At 68.8% G+C, this 24,208-nt stretch carries 27 protein-coding genes and 1 tRNA gene; 15 read left to right on the top strand and 13 right to left on the bottom strand.

The window, feature by feature from the left end; translation table 11 throughout:
- Nucleotide 1: 1 nt before the first annotated feature.
- Together R8G01_12440 and R8G01_12435 are read right to left on the bottom strand one after the other, a co-directional pair.
- Nucleotides 2-883: a PAC2 family protein gene (locus tag R8G01_12440; protein ID MDW3214803.1), complete on the bottom strand. Its 882-nt coding sequence runs from the start codon at nucleotides 881-883 to the stop codon at nucleotides 2-4.
- Between the two features lie 12 nt (nucleotides 884-895).
- Entirely contained in the window at nucleotides 896-1,111 is a 216-nt protein-coding gene (locus R8G01_12435; GenBank protein ID MDW3214802.1) for a hypothetical protein, read from the bottom strand.
- On the opposite strand from R8G01_12435, the gene R8G01_12430 reads away from it, so the two are divergent.
- Nucleotides 1,056-1,607, top strand: a complete 552-nt coding sequence (locus tag R8G01_12430; GenBank protein MDW3214801.1) for a GNAT family N-acetyltransferase — start codon at nucleotides 1,056-1,058, stop codon at nucleotides 1,605-1,607. The genes R8G01_12435 and R8G01_12430 overlap by 56 nt on opposite strands.
- Here the strand turns inward: R8G01_12430 and R8G01_12425 are convergent.
- Together R8G01_12425 and R8G01_12420 are read right to left on the bottom strand one after the other, a co-directional pair.
- Entirely contained in the window at nucleotides 1,595-2,203 is a 609-nt protein-coding gene (locus R8G01_12425; GenBank protein MDW3214800.1) for a HEAT repeat domain-containing protein, read from the bottom strand. The genes R8G01_12430 and R8G01_12425 overlap by 13 nt on opposite strands.
- Before the next feature lie 17 nt (nucleotides 2,204-2,220).
- Nucleotides 2,221-2,556 carry a hypothetical protein gene (locus R8G01_12420; protein MDW3214799.1) on the bottom strand — a complete coding sequence of 112 codons (336 nt, stop codon included), beginning with the start codon at nucleotides 2,554-2,556 and terminating at the stop codon, nucleotides 2,221-2,223.
- Between R8G01_12420 and R8G01_12415 the strand changes: the two genes are divergently transcribed.
- Genes R8G01_12415 through R8G01_12405 form a run of 3 tightly spaced genes read left to right on the top strand, consistent with a single transcriptional unit; the run spans nucleotide 2,546 to nucleotide 8,768 of the window.
- Nucleotides 2,546-3,856 (top strand): S16 family serine protease, encoded by a 1,311-nt coding sequence (locus tag R8G01_12415; GenBank protein MDW3214798.1) that lies wholly within the window; start codon nucleotides 2,546-2,548, stop codon nucleotides 3,854-3,856. The two genes, R8G01_12420 and R8G01_12415, sit on opposite strands and share 11 nt — an antisense overlap.
- A gap of 52 nt (nucleotides 3,857-3,908) precedes the next feature.
- On the top strand, nucleotides 3,909-5,882 hold the full coding sequence (locus tag R8G01_12410; GenBank protein ID MDW3214797.1) for a DivIVA domain-containing protein: 1,974 nt from the start codon (nucleotides 3,909-3,911) through the stop codon (nucleotides 5,880-5,882).
- Nucleotides 5,883-5,894: 12 nt separating this feature from the next.
- A complete protein-coding gene (locus R8G01_12405; GenBank protein MDW3214796.1) occupies nucleotides 5,895-8,768 on the top strand; it encodes a UPF0182 family protein in 2,874 nt (957 codons plus the stop codon).
- 21 nt (nucleotides 8,769-8,789) lie between these two features.
- Here the strand turns inward: R8G01_12405 and R8G01_12400 are convergent, their stop codons facing one another.
- A complete protein-coding gene (locus R8G01_12400; protein ID MDW3214795.1) occupies nucleotides 8,790-9,365 on the bottom strand; it encodes a hypothetical protein in 576 nt (191 codons plus the stop codon).
- Between the two features lie 46 nt (nucleotides 9,366-9,411).
- A complete protein-coding gene (locus R8G01_12395; GenBank protein ID MDW3214794.1) occupies nucleotides 9,412-10,437 on the bottom strand; it encodes a 2-oxoglutarate and iron-dependent oxygenase domain-containing protein in 1,026 nt (341 codons plus the stop codon).
- A 44-nt stretch (nucleotides 10,438-10,481) separates the two neighbouring features.
- On the opposite strand from R8G01_12395, the gene R8G01_12390 reads away from it, so the two are divergent.
- Complete coding sequence (locus R8G01_12390) at nucleotides 10,482-11,369, top strand: alpha/beta hydrolase (protein MDW3214793.1); 888 nt, start codon at nucleotides 10,482-10,484, stop codon at nucleotides 11,367-11,369.
- 14 nt (nucleotides 11,370-11,383) lie between these two features.
- Here R8G01_12390 and R8G01_12385 read toward each other — a convergent pair whose 3' ends face one another.
- Complete coding sequence (locus R8G01_12385) at nucleotides 11,384-12,295, bottom strand: LysR substrate-binding domain-containing protein (GenBank protein ID MDW3214792.1); 912 nt, start codon at nucleotides 12,293-12,295, stop codon at nucleotides 11,384-11,386.
- Between the two features lie 85 nt (nucleotides 12,296-12,380).
- On the opposite strand from R8G01_12385, the gene R8G01_12380 reads away from it, so the two are divergent.
- The 3 genes from R8G01_12380 to R8G01_12370 are packed head-to-tail and all read left to right on the top strand — an operon-like array spanning nucleotide 12,381 to nucleotide 15,135.
- Nucleotides 12,381-13,535 (top strand): TauD/TfdA family dioxygenase, encoded by a 1,155-nt coding sequence (locus tag R8G01_12380; protein ID MDW3214791.1) that lies wholly within the window; start codon nucleotides 12,381-12,383, stop codon nucleotides 13,533-13,535.
- Complete coding sequence (locus tag R8G01_12375; protein ID MDW3214790.1) at nucleotides 13,532-14,173, top strand: HD domain-containing protein; 642 nt, start codon at nucleotides 13,532-13,534, stop codon at nucleotides 14,171-14,173. The genes R8G01_12380 and R8G01_12375 overlap by 4 nt, the downstream gene beginning before the upstream one ends.
- Nucleotides 14,170-15,135: an NAD(P)-dependent oxidoreductase gene (locus R8G01_12370; GenBank protein ID MDW3214789.1), complete on the top strand. Its 966-nt coding sequence runs from the start codon at nucleotides 14,170-14,172 to the stop codon at nucleotides 15,133-15,135. Before R8G01_12375 ends, R8G01_12370 begins: the two co-directional genes overlap by 4 nt.
- A 32-nt stretch (nucleotides 15,136-15,167) precedes the next feature.
- Here R8G01_12370 and R8G01_12365 read toward each other — a convergent pair whose 3' ends face one another.
- A complete protein-coding gene (locus R8G01_12365) occupies nucleotides 15,168-16,058 on the bottom strand; it encodes an AEC family transporter (protein MDW3214788.1) in 891 nt (296 codons plus the stop codon).
- Between the two features lie 66 nt (nucleotides 16,059-16,124).
- Here R8G01_12365 and R8G01_12360 point away from each other — a divergent pair, with 66 nt between their 5' ends.
- Nucleotides 16,125-16,580 (top strand): MaoC family dehydratase, encoded by a 456-nt coding sequence (locus R8G01_12360; GenBank protein MDW3214787.1) that lies wholly within the window; start codon nucleotides 16,125-16,127, stop codon nucleotides 16,578-16,580.
- 14 nt (nucleotides 16,581-16,594) lie between these two features.
- Complete coding sequence (locus tag R8G01_12355) at nucleotides 16,595-17,761, top strand: adenylate cyclase regulatory domain-containing protein (GenBank protein MDW3214786.1); 1,167 nt, start codon at nucleotides 16,595-16,597, stop codon at nucleotides 17,759-17,761.
- Here R8G01_12355 and R8G01_12350 read toward each other — a convergent pair.
- Nucleotides 17,740-17,973, bottom strand: coding sequence for a hypothetical protein (locus tag R8G01_12350; GenBank protein ID MDW3214785.1), 234 nt, complete (start codon nucleotides 17,971-17,973; stop codon nucleotides 17,740-17,742). The genes R8G01_12355 and R8G01_12350 overlap by 22 nt on opposite strands.
- Complete coding sequence (locus R8G01_12345; GenBank protein MDW3214784.1) at nucleotides 17,970-18,239, bottom strand: hypothetical protein; 270 nt, start codon at nucleotides 18,237-18,239, stop codon at nucleotides 17,970-17,972. Before R8G01_12345 ends, R8G01_12350 begins: the two co-directional genes overlap by 4 nt.
- A 76-nt stretch (nucleotides 18,240-18,315) precedes the next feature.
- On the opposite strand from R8G01_12345, the gene R8G01_12340 reads away from it, so the two are divergent.
- Nucleotides 18,316-19,257, top strand: coding sequence for a LysR family transcriptional regulator (locus R8G01_12340; GenBank protein ID MDW3214783.1), 942 nt, complete (start codon nucleotides 18,316-18,318; stop codon nucleotides 19,255-19,257).
- Here the strand turns inward: R8G01_12340 and R8G01_12335 are convergent, their stop codons facing one another.
- A complete protein-coding gene (locus tag R8G01_12335; GenBank protein ID MDW3214782.1) occupies nucleotides 19,258-20,523 on the bottom strand; it encodes an MFS transporter in 1,266 nt (421 codons plus the stop codon).
- The gene (locus R8G01_12330) at nucleotides 20,520-21,014 is read right to left on the bottom strand and encodes a MarR family transcriptional regulator (GenBank protein MDW3214781.1); all 495 of its coding nucleotides are present in this window, start codon (nucleotides 21,012-21,014) and stop codon (nucleotides 20,520-20,522) included. The genes R8G01_12335 and R8G01_12330 overlap by 4 nt, the downstream gene beginning before the upstream one ends.
- A gap of 167 nt (nucleotides 21,015-21,181) precedes the next feature.
- Here R8G01_12330 and R8G01_12325 point away from each other — a divergent pair, with 167 nt between their 5' ends.
- Nucleotides 21,182-21,967 carry an LLM class F420-dependent oxidoreductase gene (locus tag R8G01_12325; GenBank protein ID MDW3214780.1) on the top strand — a complete coding sequence of 262 codons (786 nt, stop codon included), beginning with the start codon at nucleotides 21,182-21,184 and terminating at the stop codon, nucleotides 21,965-21,967.
- 37 nt (nucleotides 21,968-22,004) lie between these two features.
- Here R8G01_12325 and R8G01_12320 read toward each other — a convergent pair whose 3' ends face one another.
- On the bottom strand, nucleotides 22,005-22,556 hold the full coding sequence (locus R8G01_12320) for a MarR family winged helix-turn-helix transcriptional regulator (GenBank protein MDW3214779.1): 552 nt from the start codon (nucleotides 22,554-22,556) through the stop codon (nucleotides 22,005-22,007).
- Between the two features lie 116 nt (nucleotides 22,557-22,672).
- Between R8G01_12320 and R8G01_12315 the strand changes: the two genes are divergently transcribed.
- From R8G01_12315 to R8G01_12305, 3 genes are all read left to right on the top strand, one after another.
- Nucleotides 22,673-23,047: a DoxX family protein gene (locus R8G01_12315; GenBank protein ID MDW3214778.1), complete on the top strand. Its 375-nt coding sequence runs from the start codon at nucleotides 22,673-22,675 to the stop codon at nucleotides 23,045-23,047.
- Nucleotides 23,048-23,059: 12 nt separating this feature from the next.
- Nucleotides 23,060-23,869: a class III extradiol ring-cleavage dioxygenase gene (locus tag R8G01_12310; GenBank protein ID MDW3214777.1), complete on the top strand. Its 810-nt coding sequence runs from the start codon at nucleotides 23,060-23,062 to the stop codon at nucleotides 23,867-23,869.
- Between the two features lie 61 nt (nucleotides 23,870-23,930).
- Nucleotides 23,931-24,007 (top strand) — tRNA-Met (locus R8G01_12305).
- Nucleotides 24,008-24,208 lie beyond the last annotated feature (201 nt).

Below are 24,208 nucleotides of genomic sequence, written 5' to 3'. Positions count from 1 at the left end.
GTCAGCCGTCGGTGTCGTGGTCGCGCAGGAACTGCTCGACCTCGGCCGCCAACGATTCGGGATCGGTGTCGTCGATCGGAGAGGTCGTCGACCCGGTGTCGTCGCCGGACATCTCGTCGACCATCGACTCGAGTCGGCGCACGTAGGTGACGAGGTCGTCGTCGTCGGAGATGAGCGCGTCGACCTGGGCGTCGTAGTCGGCGATCTGGTTGGTGATCGCGGTGGTCGGTGCGGGTGTGCCCATCATCGTGCACAGTCGGTCGAGGAGTGCGACGGCCGCCCGCGGCGACGGCAGCTGTGCGGCGTACCCCGGCACGGCCGCCCACAGCGAGGCGGTGGGCAGGCCGCAGCGCGACCAGGCGTCGTGGAGTACGGCGACGATGCCGGTCGGCCCCTCGTACCGGGAGCGTTCGAGGTCGAACCGTTCGATCAGATCGGTGTCGGTCCCGGTGCCGATGATCTGGGTGCGGCGGGTGTGGGGCACGTCGGCCAGCAGCGCGCCGAGCGTGAACCCCATCGGCGCGTCGACCCGCTGTGCGATGCCGGTGATCTGGTCGCAGAAGGTCCGCCATCTCAGGGCGGGCTCCGGCCCCATGACGAGCACGACGTCGGTCCCGGGCAGCGACGCCCCCCAGACGCCGACCGTCGGCCAGATGATCGACCGGTTGCGCTGCTCGTCGAGCGCGACGTGGGGGCGCGTGGTGGCGAAGTCGGTGAACGGCTCGGGATCGATCTCGGCGAGGGCGGTGGCGCCGCTGGTCTCGATCATCGTTCGCAGCGCCGTGGAGGCGGCGTCGGCGGCGTCGTTCCAGCCGGTGAACGCAGCGACGATGACCGGGTTGGTCAACGAGATGTCGTCAGCGAGCCAGCGGACATGATCCATGCCCTCGCCAGCCTACCGGTCGCTCGTCGTCGCCATTTTCGGCGACGGTGGTGATCCGGTGCCGTCGTCGCCGGGCGCGGAGACAGCGAGGATGCCGGCCAGCCCGACCAGCACGAGGAAGGCGATCACGGCCCGCCGCACCGCCTTCCGCTGCGGTGCCTGCTGCAGCGGCATGCTCCTCGCCCGGCGCCGTGACCTCTGGTTGCGCTTGGCTCGTGATTGCGCCATGGCTGCACCCTGGCACCGTGGGCGGGGCCTGTCGAGCCCGGATCGGCGGCTAGCGTCGTCGGGCGTGAGTCTCGAGATCCGTCCCGTTGATCGCGTCGACGCCGATCTGGTCGCCGCGTTCGCCCACCTGATCCCCCAGCTGTCGTCGTCGTCGCCGCCTCCCGACGCCGATGCGCTGTCCGCGATCGTCGAGTCGCCCGACTCGGTGCTGTTCGTCGCTCGGGTCGACGACGCGATCGTCGGGAGCCTGACGCTGGCGTTCTACCGCATCCCGACGGGGCTCAAGGCGTGGATCGAAGACGTGGTGGTCGACGCGTCGGCGCGTGGGCACGGCGTCGGTGAGGCGCTCAATCGGGCCGCGATCGCCGAGGCGGCGCACCGGGGCGCCAAGAACGTGAGCCTCACGAGCCGGTCGTCGCGCGAGGCGGCCAACCGGCTGTACGTGCGCCTCGGGTTCGAGCCGTACGAGACGAACCTGTACCGCTACTCGATCTGATCGTCCGGCCCGGCCAGATCGACCTCGCCGGCGGCACGCCGGAGGTCCTCGGCGGCCTGGCGCACCTGCCAGTCGCGATCGGCCGCAGCCCGCTCGATCGCGGCCTCGACCTCGTCGCCGTCGAAGGGTGCGAGCGCGAGCACGGCCCGGCGTCGGACGTGGGGCTTGTCGGCGCAGGCAGCGAGGATCGCCGGCAGCCCGCGTTCGTCACCGATCGCTCCGAGCGCCGCAGCGGCGGCTTCGCGGACGAGTGGTTCGTCGGCGTCGGTCGCCAGGGTGATCAGCCGGTCGAGCGTGGCATCGTCGACGTCTTCCTGCTCGCCGCATGCCCAGGCGGCGATCTCGACGACGGTCTCGTCGGCGTCGGCCAGCAGGGGAGTGAGATCGATGCCGGGTCGTCGCCCGGCGAGTTCGGCGGCCAGGCGCCGGACCTCCGGGTCGGGGTCGGTGAACGCGGCCGCGATCCGGTCGTCGGTCAAGGTGCCGATCCGTTCGAGCGCGTGCAACGCCGCGGCCCGAACTGGACCGGCGGTGTCGTCGAGGTGCTCGGCCGCAACGGTCTCGTCGCCCTGGTGGCCGGCGACGATGACGGCCACCCGTCGATCGTGAGCGCTCATTGCTGCAGCAGATTCGTGAGCCAGATGACCGCGATCGCGATCGCGAACGACGTCACGATCGCGATCAGGATGCCGATGAGGACGCCGATCCCGCCGCTCGCGACGAGTGCGAGCACGCGGCGGACCACGCCGGGGCGGCGGTACTCGGGGGTGTCGAAGTGTTCGACGACGACGCCGCTGGGCGGGCGGGAGGACGGACCGCGTGGTGATCGGGACTCGGCTCTGGCAGGCTTACGCCACCCGGTGAGCAACAGGGCGACGATCGCCAGGCCCGCGATGAATGCGGCTCGGACCGTCAGGCCGTCAACAGAGAGCGCAAGAGTGACCGACACGCGGACATCGACACTACCGCCGACCGAGACCCCTCCGGGGCCGCCCGACACGCGACCGGAAACCCTCGCCGAGGCTGCCGAGCGCGCGGGTCTGGTCCTGCCCTCGCCGGTGCATCGCCGGTGGGCCGTCCCGCTGGTCGTGCTCGCGATGCTCGTGCTCGCCGCGATCGCAGTGGCGTCGGTGCTGCCGTCCCAGTGGGTGGCCTCCAAGGAGAACACCCGGCTCGGGGTCGAACAGGGCACGCCGTTCGCCCGGACGCCGGCATCGGCGCAACCCGTCGACGATCGGATCGTGTTCGGCGACCTCGGTGCGGCTGCCGAGCAGTTCCCGCCGGTCGGCGACATCTACTTCGTCACGGTCACCGAGCCGGCCCAGTCGGTCCTCTCGTGGTTCGTCGGTCGCGACGAGCCGGCGATCCAGTTCCTGACCAACGAGGAGAAGTTCGGGGTCCAGACCCCACCGCAGCGCCGACGGTTCGCACTCGAACAGATGCGGACGTCCGAGCAGGTCGCGCAGTACGTCGCGCTGCAGCGCGTCGGATTCGACGTCGATGTGATCGAGGGCGACGTGCTGATCCAGGACATGGTGTGCCTCGCCGCCAACGAGGACAACACCGAGTGCGTCGACTGGAGCCCGTCCGACGACGTCCTCGATCCGGGCGACCGGATCCTCGAGGCCGACGGCGAGCGAATCGACGGGGTCGAAGACCTCGGCCGGGTCCTCGAAGGGCGTGCACCCGGCGACATCGTGACGATGCGGATCGATCGGCCGGAGGCCGGTGAACTCGAGGTCGAGGTCGAACTCACCGCGTCACCCGACGATCCCGACCGGACGATCGTCGGCTTCTTCCCGTTCGACACCCGTCGCGTCGAGCTGCCGTTCGACCTCGACATCGACACCGGGTCGATCGGCGGTCCGTCGGCCGGCCTGGCGTTCACGCTGACGCTGATCGACGAACTGACCGAGGGGGAGCTGACCGGGGGCGCCGACATCGCGGTCACCGGGACGATCGAACTCGACGGTTCGGTCGGGCCGATCGGTGGGCTGCGGCAGAAGGCGAGCGCCGTCGCCCAGACCGGTGTCGACGTGTTCCTGGTGCCGGGGATCTCCGATGCGGCCAGCGAAGCGCAGCGCGCAGCGTTCGAGGCCGAGCTCGAAGCGGCACGGCAGGCGGGCGGTGACGACCTGCGGATCATCCCGGTTCGGACGCTCGAAGAAGCACTCACCGCACTCGAATCGCTCGGCGGCGACCCGATTCCGCCGGCCCCGGAGCAGGCCGCCGATACCGACGGCGGCTGAACCGCCACCGATTGCCGCCAAACCGGGTGCCGAGAGGTTTACGCTCGTGCGTATGGCTGCCTCGCTCTCGAGACCAGACCCCTCCTCGCCCGCGTCGGTGGCGGAGGCCGGTTTCTCCACGTCTCGACGCGGCTTCAGCCAGGACGAGGTCCGTGCGTTCCTGACGTCGGTCGCCGCCGAACTGGGCCGGTTGCAGGAACGGGAGCGTCAGCTCGAAGCCCGACTGCGAGATGCCGAGGCCGAAGCGGCCGCGGTGCCCGCCCCCGAACTCGACGACGAGACCGTCGCCGCGCTGCTCGGCGAGGAGACCCTGCGGGTGCTGCAGACGGCCCGCGAGTCGGCGTCGCAGATCAAGATCCGCGCCGAGGAGACCGCCGCCAAGATCCTCAACGACGCGAACGACGAGGTCAACCGGCTGCGCCAGGAGTCCGAGGTCGAGGCCGCCCGCAAGCGCCACGATGCGACGTCCGACGCCGAGGCCGAGGTCGCGCTGGCCAAGCAGCAGGGCCGTGAGATGGTCAACGAGGCGCGCGCCTACCGCGAGCGGGTGCTGGCCGACCTCGAGCGACGGACCAAGTTGGCGCGGCAGCAGATCGAAGACCTGGTCCACGGCCGAGACCGGCTGCTCCAGGTGTTCGAGCGGGCCCGCCTCGTCGCGGTCGACGTCACCTCCGAACTGCAGTCCGTCGAGGGACCGGCCGAGTTCGTCAACTTCTCGCCGACCACGGGCCCGCTGCCGCTGATGGTGCCGGCGAGCGACATGGATCGCGACCAGGCCGGCCCGGCGAGCGAACCGGTCGACCTCGACGCGCAGGAGCGGGCGGTCGACGAGTTCCACGACGACGACGTCGACGAGGCCGCGACGAACACACCCACCGGGGCCGTCGATGCCACCGAATCCGTCGAGACCGTCGAGACCGACGAGACCGACGACGACACGGACGACGACGCGGCGATCGGTGAGGCCGACGACACGATCCCGATCGAGACCGACGGCAGCCACGAGACCGCCGGCGACGAGGCACCCGCGCCCGTTCCGCCGCGCGACGCCAACGTCGTATCGCTGTTCCGCGGCCGGCCCGACCAGCACACCGACGCCGCCGACGATGACGATGCCGAGTCGGACGTCGCCGAGTCGGACGTCGACGCGGCGCGGCAGGCCGACGGCAGCGACCAGGAGTCGGCGACCGACGAGCGCCCCGACGTGGGCGGGATCTTCGAGCGGTTGCGGAGCGAGGCCCCGGCCCTCACCGACGAGACCACTGACATCGACGACATCGACGACGTCGGAGCCGAACTCGACGCCGAGGCGGCGGCCGACGTCGGAGCCGACGACGACCCGGGCGTCGCCGAGGCCACGGCCTTCATGCGACGCGACGAGGCGCTGGTGCCCCTGATCGTCGGCGGCGCCCGCAAGCTCAAGCGTGTCCTGGCCGACGAGCAGAACGGTGTGCTCGATCGGCTCCGCCAGAAGCAGGCCGTCACCCAGCTCGACCAGTTGATCGCCGATGTCGACGATCACGTCGATACCTACCTCGGTGCGCTCGCCGACGAGTTGCTCGACGCCGCGATCGCCGGTGCGGCCGAGGTCGGCAAGCGCGACTCCAAGACGCTGCGCACCACGATCACCAAGGGTGGGGCACTCGAGCGGGCGCATGCGGTCGTCCGAGACGACCTCGTCGCTCCGCTCCGGGCTCGCCTCGAGCGGGCGATCAGCGACGGCGGCGGCGACAACGAAGACGTCACCAAACGGGTTCGCGCGGTCTACCGCGAGTGGAAGACCCAGCACATCGACGACCAGCTCGACGACGCGTTCCGGTTCGCTCACGGGGGCGGTCTGGCCGCCGGCGTGAAGCCCGGCACCATGCTGACCTGGATCATCGATCCGTCCGAGTCGACCTGCGCCGACTGCGAGGACAATTCGCTGGCCGGAGAGGTCGCCGCGGGCGACGCGTACCCGACCGGGCACGTCGCAGCACCCGCCCACGCGGGGTGCCGCTGCCTGACCGTGCCGAGCGGCCAGTAGCCTCGGCGCCAGATGCGGCGCGAATCAGATCTCCCCCGTCCCCGACTCCTGTCCCGAATTTCGGGGCGCGGCGTCCTGATCGCCATCGGTCTGCTGTTCCTCGGCGTGATCGTGTTCGGTCGGGCGATCGCCAGCTTCTACGTCGATGCGTTGTGGCACGATGCGCTCGATCGGAGCGACGTCTTCTGGGGGCAGATCTGGGCCAAGGTCTCGCTGTTCCTGATCTTCTTCGTCGTGTTCGCGGTGCTGGCCACCGTCAACCTCCTGATCGCCGATCGCACGGCTCCCACGTCGTTCCCGGCCAACGTGCACCCGTACGTCGAACGCTTCCACGAGGTGTTCGGGCAGCGGCTGCGACTCGTTCGGTACGGCACGGCGCTCGTGCTGTCGTTCATGCTCGCGCTGCCGGCGGTGTCCCGCTGGCAGGACTGGCTGCTGTTCCGCAACAGTCAGTCGTTCGGGGTCGACGACGAACAGTTCGGGGTCGACGTCGGGTTCTACGTGTTCGAACTGCCGTTCTACACGTTTGCGATCGACTGGTTGTTCGCAGCGCTGGTGATCGTGCTGCTGCTGACGATCGGGGCCCATCTCCTCAACGGCGGGGTGCTGTTCACCTCGTCGCTGCCGACGGTTCGTGCGTCGACCAAGGTGCACGTCGCCGTGCTGTTGGCCGTCCTCGCCGCGGTCAAGGCCGCCGACTACTGGCTCACCCGCTACGAGCTGACCAACGAACGTCGTGGCTTCGTCCAGGGCGCCACCTACACCGTGGTCAATGCCCAGCTCCCGGCCATGATGCTGCTCGTCCTGATCGCGCTGCTGACGGCGGTGCTCTACCTGGTGACCATCCGGACCGATCGGTGGCGGCTCCCGCTGGTGGCATCGGGCCTGTGGCTCGTCGTGTTGATCGTCGGGGGTCTGATCTACCCGGCGGTCGTGCAGTCGTTGATCGTGCGCCCGAACCAGGAGGGACGCGAAGCGCCCTACATCGAGCGAAACGTCGAGGCCACTCGGGCGGCGATGGGCATCGATGCGGTCGAGACCGAGACCGTCTCGTTCGGCCGGCTCAATGCGGCCAAGGTCGAGGCCGACCTCGAGCCGATCGAGAACGTCCGTCTGCTCAACCCGGCGCAGATGCTGTCTCGCTTCTCCCGCGACCGTGGCGACCTCACCGGTCTGCAGATCGCCGACCTCGACGTCGACCGGTACCCGATCGACGGCGAGGTGCAGCAGGTGCTGATCACCGCTCGCGAACTCGACCTCGGCAGCATCGCCAACAAGAGCTGGCAGGGCGAGCATCTCGTGAGCACCCGCGGGTGTGGCCTCGTGATGGCGCCGGTCGGCCGGGTCACCGATCGTGACCGCCCCGACTACCGCGAGGTCGAACTCGACCGGCCCGAGCTGTACTTCAGCCCGGAGATGAGTGGCTATGCGATCGCCCGCACCGATGTCGCCGAGTCGCCCTGTGGCGACACCGAGCCCTACAGCGGCACGGCAGGTGTCGAGGTCGACGGGCTGCTCCGGCAGTCGGCGTTCGCGTTGGCCTTCCTCGACTACAACGTGATCGGCTCCGGCGCGATCAACGACGACTCGCAGCTGCTCTGGGTCCGGTCGGTGCAAGACCGGGTGCAGAAGCTCGCCCCGTTCCTCGACTACGACGGCGACCCGTACCCCGTGGTCGTCGACGGCGGTGTGCAGTGGGTCATCGACGCCTACACCTCGACGTCGCGCTACCCGTACGGCCAGCGGATCGGCAACGTGCAGCTGAGCACCGGCACCGGACTCTCGACCAGCTCCAACTACATCCGCAACAGCGTCAAGGCCGTCGTCGACGCGTACACCGGCGACGTCACCTTCTACGTCGTCGACGAGGACGACCCGATCCTCAAGGCCTGGCAGTCGGCGTTCCCCGACCTCTTCACGTCGTTCGACGAGATGCCGTCCGATCTCGCCGAGCACCTCCGGTATCCCGAAGATCTCTTCCGGGTGCAGACCGAGCTCTACTCCAAGTACCAGGTCGAGCCCGTCAACTTCTTCCAGCGCATCGGTGCCTGGTCGGTCGCCCAGGCCCCTTCGGTCGATCGTCAGGAGGGTGTCACCCGGGTCAACTCGCCGGTCGATCCGCTCGACCAGCAGACCGAGTTCGCGAGCGAGTCGTCGACCGAGCGGTTCATCCCGTACTACACGCAGTTCCGCAACGGGATCTCGGGCGAGGAGGAGTTCGTCATCATCCGCCCGTTCGTGCGCTTCTCCACCGACGACAGCCGGACGCGTCTGCAGGCGTACATGACCGCGTCGAGCGACCCGGCGACCTACGGCGACCTGATCACGTATCTCGTCGAGGAGCCGTTGCCCGACGGTCCGCTGCTCGTGGCCGACCAGGCCGAGTCAGAACAGGACATCAGCCCCGAACTCAGTCTCCAGGCGAGCCAGGAGACCGGGACCGAGGTCAAGTTCGGTGACCTCCAGCTGATGCCCGTCGCCGACGGACTGATCTACGTCCGGCCGGTCTACGTCGTCGCCGACGTCGCCGAGTTCCGGTTCGTCATCGTGTCGCACGACAACAGCGCCGTGCTCGACACCGACCTGGAGTCGGCGCTGGCGCGGTTGTTCCCCGGCTTCGATGCCGAGATCGGTGACCGGGTGTCCGATGCCGGTGACGACGTGCCGCCGCCGATCGACGACCCTGACGGCGGTGATGGTGACGGTGACGAGCCGGACGACCCGCCGGCGCCGGGCAGCCCGGCCGAGATCGCAGCCGAAGCCGAGCGGCTCTACATGGAGGCGCAGGACCTGCTTCGTGAGGGCGACCTCGCCGGTTTCGAAGCCAGGCTCGACGAGGTCGGCGAACTCATCGCCCAGCTCGCCGAGGCGCTCGACGAGGGTTGACGCCGACCGGCCGACGCCGGATCAGGCCCGGCGGAGACGATCCGCGAGTTCGGCGAGGTCTTGCCGGAACGCGATCTGGTAGCGAGCCTGCTCGCCGGCCAGCCGGGTCTGGGCGTCGCGGAGTTCGTCGACGATCTCGTCGGTCGGCGGCTGGTCGCCGCCCATCGCCTCGATGTCGCCGCTCAGTTCGGTGATCTGGTTCGCCAGCTCGGTCGAGATCGAGCTGATGCGCTGATCGACGGCGTCGATCCGCTGGCCGATCTCCTGCATCCTGACCCTGAGCTGCTCGATCTCGGCGGGGTCGACGCTCGCGGCAGGTTCGGTGGGCTCGGGTTGTTCGTCGAGTCGGACGGTCAACCGTTCGATCTTGGCATTGAGTTTGTCGACCTCGATCGGGTCGACCGTCGGCACGCTCGGCGGCGGCTCGGGCGGTGGCGGAGCCGGCGTGTCGAGCCGGGTCACGATGCCGTGCACGGTCGATTCGAGCTGGCCCTTCGCCTCGTCGGACGCCTGGAGGCGGGCGCTCATCGATGCGATCTGAGCCTTCAGCCGTTCGATCTCGTCGGGGTCGGTGACTCGCTTCTTGAACAGTCCCATATGCACTCGCCACCGTACCGGAAGCCGGCGCGGTGACCGTCACGCGTCAGTCGAACCGACCGACCAGGTCGGGGTGGTGGATCGCCGCGACGTCGGGATGCGAGCGCACCCGGAACTTGAGCCAGTTGTCGCCGTAGTTCGAGAAGATCGTGTCGTCGGGTCGATCGTTCGCACCACCCCGCGACTCGGCGGCGAGTTCCGGCGGGAGTCGGATCTGCTCGAACGTCGTCTCCATCGCCGGGTTGTGGAAGTAGGCGACGGAGATCCGCTGCCGACCGGCCGGCGGGCTCACGACCCGGTGCTTGGTGGCGCGGAGATAGCCATCGGTCGCGATCTGGAGCATCTCACCGATGTTGAGGACGAGCGCACCGGGCATCGGTGTGGCATCGACGAGTTCGTCACCGATCTGCACCTGGAGGCCACCGACGTCGTCCTGGAGGATGAACGACAGCAGCCCCGAGTCGTTGTGCAGGCCGACACCCTGGTCGGACGTCGGCTCGCCGGTCGCCTCCTGGGCGGGGTAGCGGATGATCTTGACGAGGACCTCGGGGTGCGGCTGCATCGCGGGCTCGAAGTGGTCGACCGGCTGGCCGAGCCCGAGCGCGATCGCACGCAGGACGGCGGTGCCGACGGCGCCCATGTCGGCCATCCAGCCCGTCACGGTCGGTCGCATGGCAGGCACGGAGTCGGGCCACTGGTTCGGGCCGCGCACGCGCAGCCAGACCGGCCCGTCGGGCCCCGGGTCGACCGGGCGGTGCTCGGGCCCGATGTCGATCTGGTCGCGCCGGTCGCTCGTCCCGTTGGTGTGTTCCATCCCGAGCCGGGTGTATCCGCGGAAGTGCGGTGTGTTCGTGTTGACGATCTCCAGGCGCTGCGCTTCGGGCTGCGCGAAGAAGGTGCCGGCCACGTCCATCACCGCGGCCTCGGTCTCGGGCTCGATCTTGTAGCCGACCAGGTAGCAGAAGCCGGGCCCGTGCAGCGTCTCGCGCAACTCGTGGACGAAGGCGGTCGCGGCGGCGGTCGACTCGTCGGCGAGGAAGGGGCCGATGTCGAGGACGGGGAGCGACGTCATCGCGTCATCGTAGATCGGAGGTGGCCGACCGTAGCCTGGTGGACATGGCTTCTGTCCAGGCGAACGGCATCACGATCGAGTACGAGGAGCAGGGCGCCGGCGAGCCGCTGCTGCTCGTGATGGGCCTCGGTGGCCAGTTGATCGACTGGCCGCCCGATCTGATCCAGCTCCTCGTCGACAACGGCTTCCGCGTGATCTGGTTCGACAACCGCGACGCCGGGCTGTCGACCGAACTCGTCGATCAGGCACCGCCGACCCGGCGCCAGCTCGCGAAGACCCTCGTCTTCAAGCGGCCGCTCGACGCCGCCTACCTCCTGGGCGACATGGCGGCCGACGCGGCAGGCCTGCTCGAGGCGCTCGACATCGACCGAGCCCACGTTGTCGGGATGTCGATGGGCGGGATGATCGCGCAGCAGATGGCCATCGATCATCCGCGCCGGGTGAGCAGCCTCACGTCGATCATGTCGACGACCGGGAACCCCAAGGTGGGCCGACCGAAGGCCAAGGTGGTCCTCCGTGGTCTGCGCCGCCCCGAACCGACCCCGGAGACAGCGGTCGATCAGGGCGTCGAGCTGTTCCGCGACATCTCCGGGCCGACGTTCGACGAACAGAAGTTCCGGGAGTTGTTCCAGGCCGACCTCGAACGGAGTTGGCGCCCGCACGGGACCGCTCGGAACTTCGCGGCGATCCTCGCCAGCCCCGATCGCACCGAGGCGCTTCGACGGATCGACGTTCCGACGCTCGTGATCCACGGCCTGCTCGACTCCCTGGTGAAACCGTCGGGCGGCATCGCCACCGCCGAAGCGATCCCGGGTTCGCGACTCCTGCTGTTCAACGACATGGGTCACGACCTTCCGCACACCCGGCTGCGCGAGATCGCCGACGCGATCACGACCAACGCCGCCCGGGCCGGGGTCGGTGCCGAGCGCTGATCCGCGATCCGGGGTCACGCGGCCGAGATGAGCCAGTCGGTGAGCGCTGCGACCGCTGGTGTCGGTCGTCCTGACGGCCACGTCACGTAGTAGCCGCGGTCGGAGCGAACTTCGGGTCCGACGACCTCGAGCGCGCCACCGTCGACGTACTCGTCGATCAGCGGTCGCCATCCGAGTGCGACGCCGTGCCCGAGCAGCGCCCGCTGGAGCACCATCGGGTAGTTGTGGAACAGCACCCGGCCCGGCGCACGCGTGAGCGTCATCCCGAACGCGTCGAGCCATCCCGCCCACGTCATCCACGGCCGATCGCCGTCGTCCATGTGGACGAATGGTGCCCGGTAGACGTCGGCCGCGGTGCTCTCCGCGGTGAGGCCGTGGGCACGCGCGACCGCCGGGGCGGCGACGGGTACGACGACCTCGGGGAACAGGAGCTGGGCATCCTGGCCCGGGAACGTGCCGTCGCCGACCCGGATCGCCGCGTCGAACGTGCCGTCGGCGAGTTCCGCGTCGCGGTCGAACAACCAGAGACGGAGGTCGACGTCGCCGAGCACGTCGTTGATCTCGTCGAGGCGGGGGACCACCCACGCCTGTGCGATGCCGGGGTGGGCGGCGAGCACGAACGTGGCCGCATGATCGTCGAGCGCCGCCAGCTCCGCGAGTTCGACCAGACCCGCCTCGATCACGTCGAACCCGGTGATCACATGGTCGCGCAGTCGGCGGCCGGCGTCGGTCAACTCGCTGCGATTCGCCGTTCTGACGAACAGGTCGATGCCGAGTCGGCGCTCGAGCGCGCGGATCTGCCGGGTCACGGCCGGTTGGCTCATGCCGAGCTCGCCCCCGGCCGCGGTGAAACTGCCGAGCCGGGCCGCAGCCTCGAACACGGCCAGGCTCTGCAATCGATCGACCCGGCGGATCAGTGCTCGCACGTGAACCTCACCATGCTCCGAGGGTATGCCGACCCAACCGAGAACGCCAATGTTCAACAGGGTTCGAAGGGCTCACACTGCAGGGGTGACCATCATCGAACGTGGGGCTGCCGTACGAGTCGACGTGGGCGACGGCGGCATCGTCCTCCAGCGTGGCGCCAAGGCCGTCGAGCTGCATCCCGTCTGGCTCCGCAGCCGGTCGACCGAAGCGGGGCAGATCGAGCCGACGAGCCGCCAGCGTCTGTTCACCCCGACCGACATCGATCCCGACCTCGGTGTCGTCGCGGCCGACATCCACGACGGTGGCCTCCACGTCGCGTTCACCGACGGACATCTCGCGCACCTCGATCTCGCAGCCGTCGAGCGAGCGATCGGTTGGCGCGCCGATCCGGAGGTGCCACCGGCGGCCGAACCGTGGACACGGCCGCTCGCCGTGTTCCCGTATGTCGACTGGAGCAGCATCACGTTCGACGCCGACGCCGCGGACCCCGCAGCGATCGTCGAGTTCCTCTCGCTGTTCTTCCGGCACGGGTATGTCGTGTTCCGTGGCACACCGGCCGAGGTCGGCACGGTGGCTCGCATCGCCGAACGGCTGGGGTACATCGTCGGTCACAACTTCGGCTGGGTCTTCGACGTCGAGGCCAAGCCCTCACCGACCGACCTCGCGTACACGGCGGTCCAACTGCCGGCGCACAGCGACGAGCCCTACCGTCGACCGGTGCCGGGGATCCAGATGCTGCACTGCATCGTCAACGAGGCACCGGGCGGCGACTCGACGCTGGTCGACGGCCTCGCCGCGGCGATGGCGCTCCGCGCGGCGCATCCGGCGTGGCACGCGGCGCTCGTCGAGACCGAGGTCGAGTGGCGCTACGACATGGGGAGCGACACCGTGGTGAACCGGGGTCGCATCCTGGAGTACGACCGTCAGGGCCGGTACCGGCAGATCCGCATGAACACCAAACTCGACGAGCCGGTCGTGCGATCCGGTCACGACCTGTCCGACTTCTATGCGGGGCGTCGCTGGCTCACCGCGTGGACGAACGACCCGGCGCACCAGGTCACGTTCCGGCTCGAGCCCGGCGACGTGATGTTCATGGACAACCATCGGGCGCTCCACGGGCGGACGGCGTTCGACCCGAGCCGCGGTCGTCGGCACCTGCAAGGCTGCTACATCGAACACGACGGACCCGACACGATGTATCGCCTCGCCGTCCGGCGGCGTGCGATGCTCGCGACATGACCGAGCCGCTCCAGCAGGACAACGAACCCCACCCTGTCGACGCCCCAGAGGGCATCGTCTCGTTCCGGTCGATGGAACACGGCACCGCCGCCGACTACGCGTTGCTCGACCGCTACGAACGGGCTCATGCGAGCGGGTTGGTCGACCGGTTGTTCGTCGCGCTCGATCGGTTGAGTGGTTCGATGGGCGGCTACCGGATCACCCGACTCGAACACTCGCTGCAGTCGGCCACGCGGGCCCGACTCGACGGCGCCGACGTCGACTGGGTCGTCGCCGCACTCCTGCACGACATCGGTGACGACCTCGCCCCCGACAACCACAGCGAGTTCGCTGCGTCGATCATCCAGCCGTACGTGCGCGCCGAGGTGCACTGGGTCGTGCAGCACCACGGCGTGTTCCAGGGCTACTACTACGCACACCACCTCGGCGGCGACCGCCACGCCCGCGACCGGTTCGCCGACCATCGATGGGCCGGTCTGTGCGCCGGGTTCTGCGCCGACTGGGACCAGAACTCGTTCGACCCCGACTTTCCGATCCACGACCTGGCGTCGTTCGCCGACGACGTGCACGAGGTCTTCGCACGTTCGGCCTGGGCCGACGACGTGATCGCCGTCGGCAACGAGCGGTTGGTCCCGTGAGCGAGCTCCCGACCGTCGGCTTCATCGGCCTCGGCAACGTCGGCGGCAAGTTGGCCGGCTCCCTGCTCCGCAACGGTGTGGAGCTCACGGTTCGCGACCTCGATCGCGACGCTGCGACGGCATTCGTCGACGGTGGAGCGGCATGGGCCGAGACGCCTCGTGACCTCGCCGCCGCTGTCGACGTCGTCATCACGTGCCTGCCGTCGCCGGCCGCTTCGGCGTGGGTGATGGAAGCGCCCGATGGTGTACTCGCCGGACTCCGACCCGGGACGGTGTGGATGGAGATGTCGACGACCGACGCGGCCGAGATCGAGCGGTTGGCCGGGCGCGTGGCCGAGGCGGGCGGATCGGCCGTCGACTGCCCGGTGTCGGGCGGCTGCCATCGGGCCGACACCGGCAACATCTCGATCTTCGCCGGGTGCGACCGGCCGACGTTCGAACGTGTGCTGCCGCTCCTGACCGTGCTCGGCCGACGCGTGCTGCACACGGGCGGGATCGGTTCGGCGTCGACACTCAAGGTGATGACGAACTACCTCGCGACCGCCCACCTGGTGGCGATCACGGAGGCGCTCACGACGATGGCCGCTGCCGGCATCGACCTGAACACCACGTTCAAGGCGATCACGATCTCCAGCGGCAACTCGTTCGTGCACGAGACCGAGAGCCAGCTGATCCTGAACGGTTCGCGCGACATCGGGTTCACGATGGACCTCGTCCTCAAGGACATCGGTCTCTTCCAGGAGATCGCCGACGCCACGCGGGTGCCGCTCGAACTCAACCCGATGCTGATCGACATCTTCCGTGACGGGGCCGACCGCTACGGGGGTGGGTCGTGGTCGGACGACATCGTCCGCCGCCTGGAGGATGCGACGGGGCTGTCGGTGACGGCCCCGGGGTTCCCCGCCGAGTTGGTCGACGACGAACCGGAGGAGCGCGGCGGCGAGGTGGTGCCCGCCCGCTGACGGTGGCTAGGTCGGCTCTCGTCGCCTCCCGGTCAGGTGACGTAGAGGATGAACCAGGGGAGGGTCATGAGCGACGCGAGGGTGCCGACCATCACGATCGTGGCGGTCTCGTCGGAGCGGGTTCGGTGCTCCAGCGCCAGCACGGTGGTGAACACCGCCGCCGGCATCGCCGCCTGCAGGATCACGGCGCCACCGGCCACGTCCGACAGGCCGATCGCGGCGACGACGGGGATGGCGACGAGCGGTTGCACCACGAGTTTGCCGACCAGCGACCGGCCGACGTCGGCACCGAACGTCGGCATGCCCATCTGCTGCAACTGGATCCCGAGGGTGATCAACATGATCGGGATCAGCGCTCCGGCGATCAGTCCGATCGGGCGGTCGACGATCGCCGGCAGTTCCGCGTCGTATCCGTTGGCGAGCAGTGCGGGGACGATGACGAGGGTCATCGGCCGGGTGAACGCGGTGCCGACGCCCGCCCACCCGCCCTTCCTCGAGGCGATGCCGACGATGACCCCGAGGGTGTTGACCACGACGAGTGCGACCGCCGCGAACGGGATCGACTCGTCGCCGAACGTGAACGAGACGATCGCGAGACCGAAGTTGCCGGTGTTGCCGTAGATCGTGGTGGTCAACACCGCCGCTCGGCGATCGCGAGTCAGGCGTGCCGACACGAGCAGGGCGAACAGCCCCGACGCGACGAGCGCCAGCAGCGATGCCGCGGCGACCTCGATCAGCACGTTCGACGGCAGGCCGGCGTCGGCGAGCGCGTCGAACATGAAGGCGGGGCCGAGCACCCAGAACGAGAGCTTCGCCAGCGGTTCGGGCTGGAGTTCCAGCCACTTTCCGGCGCTGACACCGATGAGCACGAGCACGAGCACGGGGCCGAGGATGTCGACGAAGATCCCGGGCAGTCCGCTCACTCGCCGCACCGTAGCGTTCCGTCCTTCGACCCGACCGCCCCGGCCGTCACGTGGTACATCAGCGTGGTGACCAAGTATTTCGAGGATTTCGTGATCGGGGAAGTGATCGAACTCGGCGAGGTCGAGGTGACCCAGCCCGACATCATCGAGTTCGCCGAGCGGTACGACCCGCAGCTGTTCCACGTCGATCCCGACGCTGCCGTGACGTCGCCGTTCGGTGGGCTGATCGCGAGCGGTTGGCACACGTGTGCGATGTACATGCGGCTGCTGTGCGACGGCATGATCCTCGATTCGAGCAGCCAGGGATCGTCGGGGATGGAAGAACTCCGCTGGCTCGCGCCGGTTCGACCCGGCGACACGCTACGGGGACGACTCACGGTGCTCGAGGCAGTGCCATCGGCCACCAAGCCGAATCGTGGCACCGTGAAGTTCCGCAGCGAGATGATCAACCAGGACGATGTGGTGGTGATGAGCATGATCGGGCGCGGTCTGTACGGCACACGGCCCACCCATCCGGATTGACCTACGCTTCGCCCATGCCGACCGCCGACGATTACCAGCGGGCCGGCCTCTTCGACCCCGATGTCGATGCCGAAGCCGGTCGGATCGAGCTGCTCGACTGGCTGGTCGAGCAGGGGTTCACGATCCCCGAGATGCAGCACGCGTTGGCGACCGATGCCCTCGGGGCGATGGCCGGCGATCGGCGGATGGTGCCGGGGGAGCGGCTGAGCCGTGCCGAGGCGATCGAGCGTTCGAACCTCACGCCGGAGGAGTTCGACGCATACGCCCGCGCGTTCGGATTCGTCCCGATCGAGGGAGCGCCCGAGGGTGAGATCGGGTTCACGGAGGCCGAGATCGAGTCGCTGGCGTCGGTTGCCGTGCTCGCCTCCACGTTCAGCGCCGACGAGGCGAAGGGGTTGGTGCGGGTCATCGCGTCGTCGCTGGCGCGGATCGGCGAGGCGTCGGTCTCGTTGTTCCTCGCCGACATCGAGTCACCGCATCTGCTGAGCGGTGCGAAGGAGATCGATCTCGCGCACGCCGTCCACGACGCCGTCGGTCTGCTCGACGGATTGACCGAGCGGCTCGACCCGATCCTGCGGCGCCAGATGCTGCAGGCGGTCGAGCGCACGCGCCGAACCTCGATCGACATGACCGAACGGTTCCAGTATCGATACGCCGTCGGCTTCGTCGACCTGGTCGGGTTCACGGCGTTGTCGCGTCACATGGGTGCCCGTGAGTTGTCGGCGTTCATGGGCCGTTTCGAAGGCGAGGCCCACGATGTCGCCACGAGTGCCGGTGCCCGCGTCGTCAAGCTGATCGGTGACGAGGTGATGTTCGTGGCCACGGATCCGGTGGCGGCATGTCGCGCGGCGATCGCACTGATGGATGCGTTCAACGGTGAGTACGTCGGCGTCGCTCCCCGTGGTGGCATGGCGTACGGCAACGTCGTGCTCCGCAGCGGCGACTATTACGGCTCGGTCGTGAACCTCGCGTCACGTCTCGTCGACGAGGCGGTGCCGCTGGAGTTGCTCGTCACCGACGGGCTCGTCGAGGCCGCCGTCGGGTGCGAGTTCGAACCGGCCGGCCGCCGCATGGTCAAGGGCTTCGACGAGCCGGTCGCGGTGTGGTCGATGCAGGCCGGGCCGCGACGTGACCGGGCCGGCGACGAGGCCGCCCGGCCTCAGGCGGAGCAGCAGCAGTAGTCGAGCTCCGGCTCGGATGTGCGGATCGTCGGACGACGCCGCGGCACGAGCGCCGCACGGATTCGAGCGGTCGTCACCGACCACGTGGCGGGTGGCGACCTGCGGTCGGTCGTCAGACGGAGCTGGCGAACGAGTCGTCGGTGTGCGGCGCGGTCCTGGTACGCGCGGGCGCGTTCGGTGGCGAGTCGGGATGCGTCGTGGGTGGGGATCATGCCGATGCCTCGGGGGGAGTCGGCCGGCGAGAGCGGGCGCCGATCAGACCGCAGGCGACGACGGCGAACGCCCGCTCGCGAGCGACGATCGGGTCGGTCGGGTCGACGAGGACCGAGACGGCGACGGGACGGACGCCGGCGTCCTTCGCGTCATGGGCGAGATTGCGCAGCAGGTCGCTCGGCACGGCGTCGATGCCGTGCTCACCGATGATCGAGCCGATCCGGTCGAGGTCGGCGATCGAGTGGGGGTCGAGGGGGAGGATCATGATGCCAACGTACGTACACAGGAGAACCAGCGCTAGCGATGATCTCTACTGATGGTCATCAGTTAGTCTGATGATTATGGTATCCCTCCGCGACGTCGAGATCCGGCACCTCGAGGCCCTCGACGCGGTGGCGACGACCGGCACGTTCGGCCGGGCGGCCGAGCAGCTCGGCTACACCCAGTCCGCGATCAGTCAGCAGATCGCCGCACTCGAGCGGGTGCTCGGCGCTGCGGTGTTCGACCGTCCCGGCGGGCCGCGGCCCGTCGAGCTGACGCCGCTCGGCCGCGAACTGCTCGAACGTGGCCGTCGGATCCTGACCCAGCTCGACGTGATGAGCGACGAACTCGCTCGGTTCCGCAGCGGTGAGGTCGGGACCCTCTCGATCGGCACGTTCCAGAGCGCCTCGGCCACGATCCTGCCGCTGGTGGTCGGACGCTTGCGCGAGCGCTACCCCGACCTCGAACTGTCGGTGTTCGAGAGCGACCACGACCAGGATCTCGAGGGCCGGGTCGAGTCGGGTGAGCTCGACGTGACCTTCATGGTCGGCGACGGCGGTGTCGACGTCGAGACGTCCCACGTCATCACCGACCCGTTCGTGCTGATCTCACGACCGGGGCAGTTCCCGCCCGGCCCGGTCGCGATAGCGGACCTGGCCCTCGAACCCATGATCGGCCAGCACGAGAACTCGTGTCAGTTGTACAACGAAGCCGGGCTGCGGGCGGCCGGGCTGGTGCCGTCGTACGTGTTCCGCTCCAACGACAACGGCACGGTGGCGGCGATGGTCCGAGCCGGCATGGGCGTGGCCGTCCTGCCGCTGCTGTGCGTCGAGACGGAAGATCCGCGGCTGTCGATCCATCCGCTGACGCCCGTGATCCCGGATCGTCGGATCACGGTCGCGTGGCGCTCCGAACGAACACTCGCCCCTGCTGCGGCACAGTTCATCGAGATCGCCGTCCAGGTCGGCGAGGTGCTCGCCGAGTCGATCCGCGACGTCGTGTCGGTGCGGGTGGGGAGCTGATCAACGGGCGGGTTCGAGTACGGAGCTGAGTGGCTCCGGTGTGGCGATGCGACCGGCTCGGATCAGGCTGATGTAGCCGAACCCGGCCGCACTGATCGCGCTGGCGGCACCGAGCAGCAGCGCGACCCGCGGGTTGGCGTGGTCGCCGACCCACCCGACGATCGGCCCGCCGATCGGGGTCGAGCCCATCAGCGCCATCGAGAACAGCGCCATGACGCGGCCCCGCATCTGCGGGTCGGAGTGGAGCTGCAGCGTGGCGTTGGACCAGGCGATCATGCTGACGCTGGTGACACCGACGAGCGGGAGTGTGACGTACACGAGCTCGATGACCGGCATCACCGCGATCGTGGCGACGGCCAGGCCGAACGAGGCGGCGACGGCGATCAGCCGTTGTGGCGTGGGTGGGCCGGCGGCGGCCACGGCGAGCCCGCCGATCACGGCGCCGGCGCCCATCGCGGACGTCATGATCGCGAGCCCGGTCGGCCCGGCGCCGAACGTGAACTCGGCCAGCATCGGCAACGTGATCGAGAACTCGAAGGTCAGCGTGCCGATCAGGATGAGCATGACGATCGTGGTGCGCAGGGTCGGTTCCGACCACACGTAGCGGAAGCCGTCGCGCACCTGGCGGGGTGCTCGCTTGGTGCGCTGCGAGGGGTGGAGTTGGTCGGAGCGGATCAGCAGCATGGCGATGACGACGGCGGCGTAGCTGGCACCGTTGAACACGAAGCACTCGCCGACGCCCGCCGTGGCGATGACGACTCCGGCGACCGCCGGACCGACCACGCGGGCGGCGTTGACGACGACGCTGTTGAGCGTGATCGCGTTGCTGACGTCTTCGGGGCCGACCATCTCCATCACGAAGGTCTGACGGCTCGGGTTGTCGAGTGCGGTGACCATGCCGAACCCGGCGGCGAGCGCATAGACCATCCAGAGTTCGACAACGTCCGTGAGCGTGATCGCGCCGAGCGCCAGCGCGAGGAGGCCGGCGGCGGTCTGGGTGCCGATGATCAGTCGGCGCTTCTCGAAGCGGTCGGCGAGTACCCCGCCGATCGGCGCGAGCAGGAGCGTCGGCAGGAACTGCATGGCGAGCACGGTGCCGAGTGCGGTGCCGCTGCCGGTGAGTTCGAGGACGAGCCAGCTGAGTGCGATCGACTGCATCCAGGTGCCACTGAACGAGATGATCTGGCTGAAGAAGTACAGCCGGTAGTTACGAAATCGGAGCGAGGCGAAGGTGCGGCGTCCGAGCGCTTCGACGCGGGCGTTCACGAACGGGCCCCGAGCAGACGTTCGAGCGCGGGGAGTGCCTGCTCGATGGCTGCGACATCGATGACATCGAGTCCGCCGAGCTGGTCGGCGAGCCAGGTGCGTCCGGCGGCGCGGACCGAGTCGGCGTAGGCGAGACCGGCGGGTGTGGCGACGAGCGGAGCGCACCGACGGTCGTCGGGGTCGACGCTGCGCTCGACGTATCCGATCTTCTCCAGCGTGGCGACGATCTTGCTGACCGATGGGGGCTGGACGTGCTCGATCTCGGCGATCTGGCCGACGGTCGCCCGTTCGTGACGGATGATCGTGGCGAGCACGGCCATCTGCGACGGCGTGATGCCGGTGCTGGCGTGTGTGCGGATCCGTCGGGTGAGTCGGAGGATGACGAGTCGCAGTCGGTCGATGTCGTCGACCGACCCCAGGTCGACGTCTCGCTCCAGCACCGCCGCGGGGGGTCCGGCGGTGGTGGAGCGGTCGGGCGAAGTGGTGGTCACAGGTCGTTAGCTTAGGAAATGATTTCCATGGCTACGCATCTATCCCTGCGAGACATCGGTCACATGCATCGGTCACATGCATCGATCGTCGGGCCGAACATCGGATCGTTCGGCGCGCTCGCCATGGGGAACTGGAGGGTGGTTCCTCGCCGGTACCGTGCTCAAACATGAGCGCGAACACGAACCGCCCGGTGCAGGTCGGCATCCAACTCCATCCGCAGGCGACGACGGTCGACGAGCTGCGTCGGGTGTGGCGCGCGGTCGACGAGATGGGTGCCGATTCGATCTGGACGTGGGACCACTTCTTCCCGCTGTACGGCGAACCCGACGCCGAACACTTCGAGGGGTGGACGCTGCTGTCGGTGATGGCGGCCGACACGAGCCGCGCCAAACTCGGCATGCTCGTGAGCGGCAACAACTACCGCAACCCCGAGCTGCTGGCCGACATGGCCCGCACGCTCGATCACGTCAGCGGTGGGCGCATGTACCTCGGCGTCGGTGCCGGCTGGTTCGAGCGCGACTACGACGAGTACGGCTACGAGTTCGGCACCGCTCCCGGCCGGTTGCGTCAGCTCGGTGACGACCTGCCGCGGATGAAGGGCCGCCTCGCCGCGCTGAACCCGGCGCCCGTCGGCGACCTGCCGCTGCTGATCGGTGGTGGCGGCGAGAAGGTGACGCTGCGGCTGGTGGCCAAGTACGCCAACGCGTGGAACACGTTCGGGCCGCCCGAGAACTTCGCCCACAAGTCCGCGGTGCTCGACGAATGGTGCGAGCGCGAGGGGCGCGACCCGGCCGAGATCGAGCGGACGGTCGCCATCGGCCCGGACGACGTGGCCGACATCGGCCGCTACGTCGAGGTCGGTGCGACCCACGTGATCGTGATGGTCGGCAGCCCCTTCGACCTGACCCCGCTCGAATCGCTGATGGCCCAGCGCGACGAGATCAACGCCTGACGGTCCCGCGTCGCCGACCGGTCAGGCCCGGCGCTGGTCAGGTCGGGTGATTGCGGTCGACGACGTTCTCGATCAGGGTGCGGAGTTCGTCGGCGCGGTCGGGGGCGGCGGCGGCGATCATCTTCGACAGCAGCCGGGGCAACATGGCGAGTTCGGCGTCGTCGAGCGGGTCGATCACCAGGCGACGGACCTCGGCGGCGTGACGGGGCGCGGCCGATTCGAGGGCGGCCAGTCCGTCGTCGGTGAGCCTCACCACGTTGTGGCGGCGCCCGGCCGCGCCGGCGCATCGGGTCACCAGGCCGCGCTGCTCCAGCCGGGACACCGCGTGCGACAGTCGCGACAACGACCCGAAGGCGACCTGGGCGAGATCGCTCATCGCCAGGGTGTGGCCGGGCTCCTCGGACAGCATCGCCAGGATCGAGTACTCGAACCGGTTCATGCCGGCGTCGCGTTTGAGCTGGGCCTCGACCGAGGTGGGCACCGACTCGAGGAATGCGGCGAGCGTGATCCACGCCCGCAGCTCGTCGGGGCTGAGCCAGGGCGTGTCGTCGAGATGGTCCGGAAGATTGCTCGTCGTGTCGTCGATCACGACGCCAGCCTAGTTGTGAGTTGAACTTTCAAGTCATAGTCTTCCGACTTGAACACTCAAGTCAACAGCGGTGCACGTCACGTCGACGGCATCGGACTGTTCGAAAGGAACCCCTCATGAACATCGTCCTCTGGATCATCGCCGCCGTCCTGGCCTTCGCGTTCATCGCTGCCGGCCTGATGAAGCTCACCACCCCGCGTGAGCAGCTCGCCGCCAAGATGGCGTGGGCCGCCGACTTCTCCGACGCCCAACTCAAGGGCATCGGGGCGGTCGAGGTCCTCGGTGGTATCGGGGTCGTGCTCCCGGCACTGGTCGACATCGCCCCGGTGCTCGTGCCGATCGCCGCCGCCGGCCTGGCCGTCGTGATGGCCGTCGCCGCCGTCGTGCACGTGCGGCGCGGCGACACGCTCGCCGAGACCGTGCCGTCGATCGTGCTCGGCGTGCTCGCCGTCGTCGTCGCCATCGGGCGCTTCGGCCCCGAGTCGTTCTGATCGGGTCGTCGGATGTCTCGACTTCCCGTCTACGCGATCTCCCACGGCGGCGGCCCATGGCCGTGGATCAAGGATCTGATGCCCGTCGACTGGGCGCCGCTCGAACGGTCGCTGCGGGCGATCCCGTCCGAGGTGGGTGAGACGCCCAGGGCGGTGCTCGTCGTCAGCGGGCACTGGGAGGAGTCGGCGTTCACCGTGCAGACCTCGGCGAAGCCGCCGATGCTGTACGACTACGGCGGCTTCCCCGACTTCACGTACCGCATCGAGTATCCGGCACCGGGCTCGCCCGACCTCGCCGAGCGGACGGTCGAACTCCTAGCGGCCGCCGGGCTGCCGGTCGCTCGTGACGATCGTCGCGGGTTCGATCACGGCGTGTTCGCGCCCCTGTACGTGATGTATCCCGACGCCGACGTGCCAGTGTTCCAGCTGTCGATGCAGCACGGCTACGACCCGGCGGCCCATCTCGCGGCCGGCCGGGCTCTCGCCCCGCTGCGCGACGAGGGCGTGCTGATCGTCGGGAGCGGTCTGCCGACCTTTCACGACCTGTCGAAGTTCGGCCTGGGTTCGAGCGAGCCGTCGATCCGGTTCGACGACTGGCTGACCGAGACGATGGTCGAGTACAGCGGTGCCGAGCGCAGCGAACGGCTGCTCCACTGGGCATCGGCGCCGAGCGCGCGGGAGTGTCATCCGCGTGAAGACCACTTCGTCCCACTGCTCGTGGCAGCCGGCGCTGCCGAGGGCGACCCCGGCGTGCGCCAGTACCACGAGGACGGGTTCATGGGCGGCCACACCGCCTCGTCCGGCTACCGCCTGGCGGCCTGAACGACCGGGTGGTCGGCGGTTGTGTTCGGCGATCGACGGGCGTATATTTGTAGACCTCCATCGCGGGGTGGAGCAGTCCGGTAGCTCGTCGGGCTCATAACCCGAAGGTCGCAGGTTCAAATCCTGCCCCCGCCACCATGAAAGCCCTGGTAGATCGCAAGATCCACCAGGGCTTTCCTCGTTGTGGAGCCAGACTTCTAACGGATCTTCTAACGGACCGTTAGAAGAACCGTGTGCTGCCCTCCAAGATTGCTGGAGGCTCTAGGCGATAAAAACCTTGACACCTCGTCAACGTTTCGAATATGTTGACGTCATGTCAATGATTTGGAGGCGATTAGA

Source organism: Ilumatobacteraceae bacterium (genome assembly GCA_033344875.1).
In the GTDB taxonomy this organism is placed as follows: Bacteria; Actinomycetota; Acidimicrobiia; order Acidimicrobiales; family Ilumatobacteraceae; genus Ilumatobacter.
This window is presented reverse-complemented; position numbering and strand designations above follow the sequence as displayed.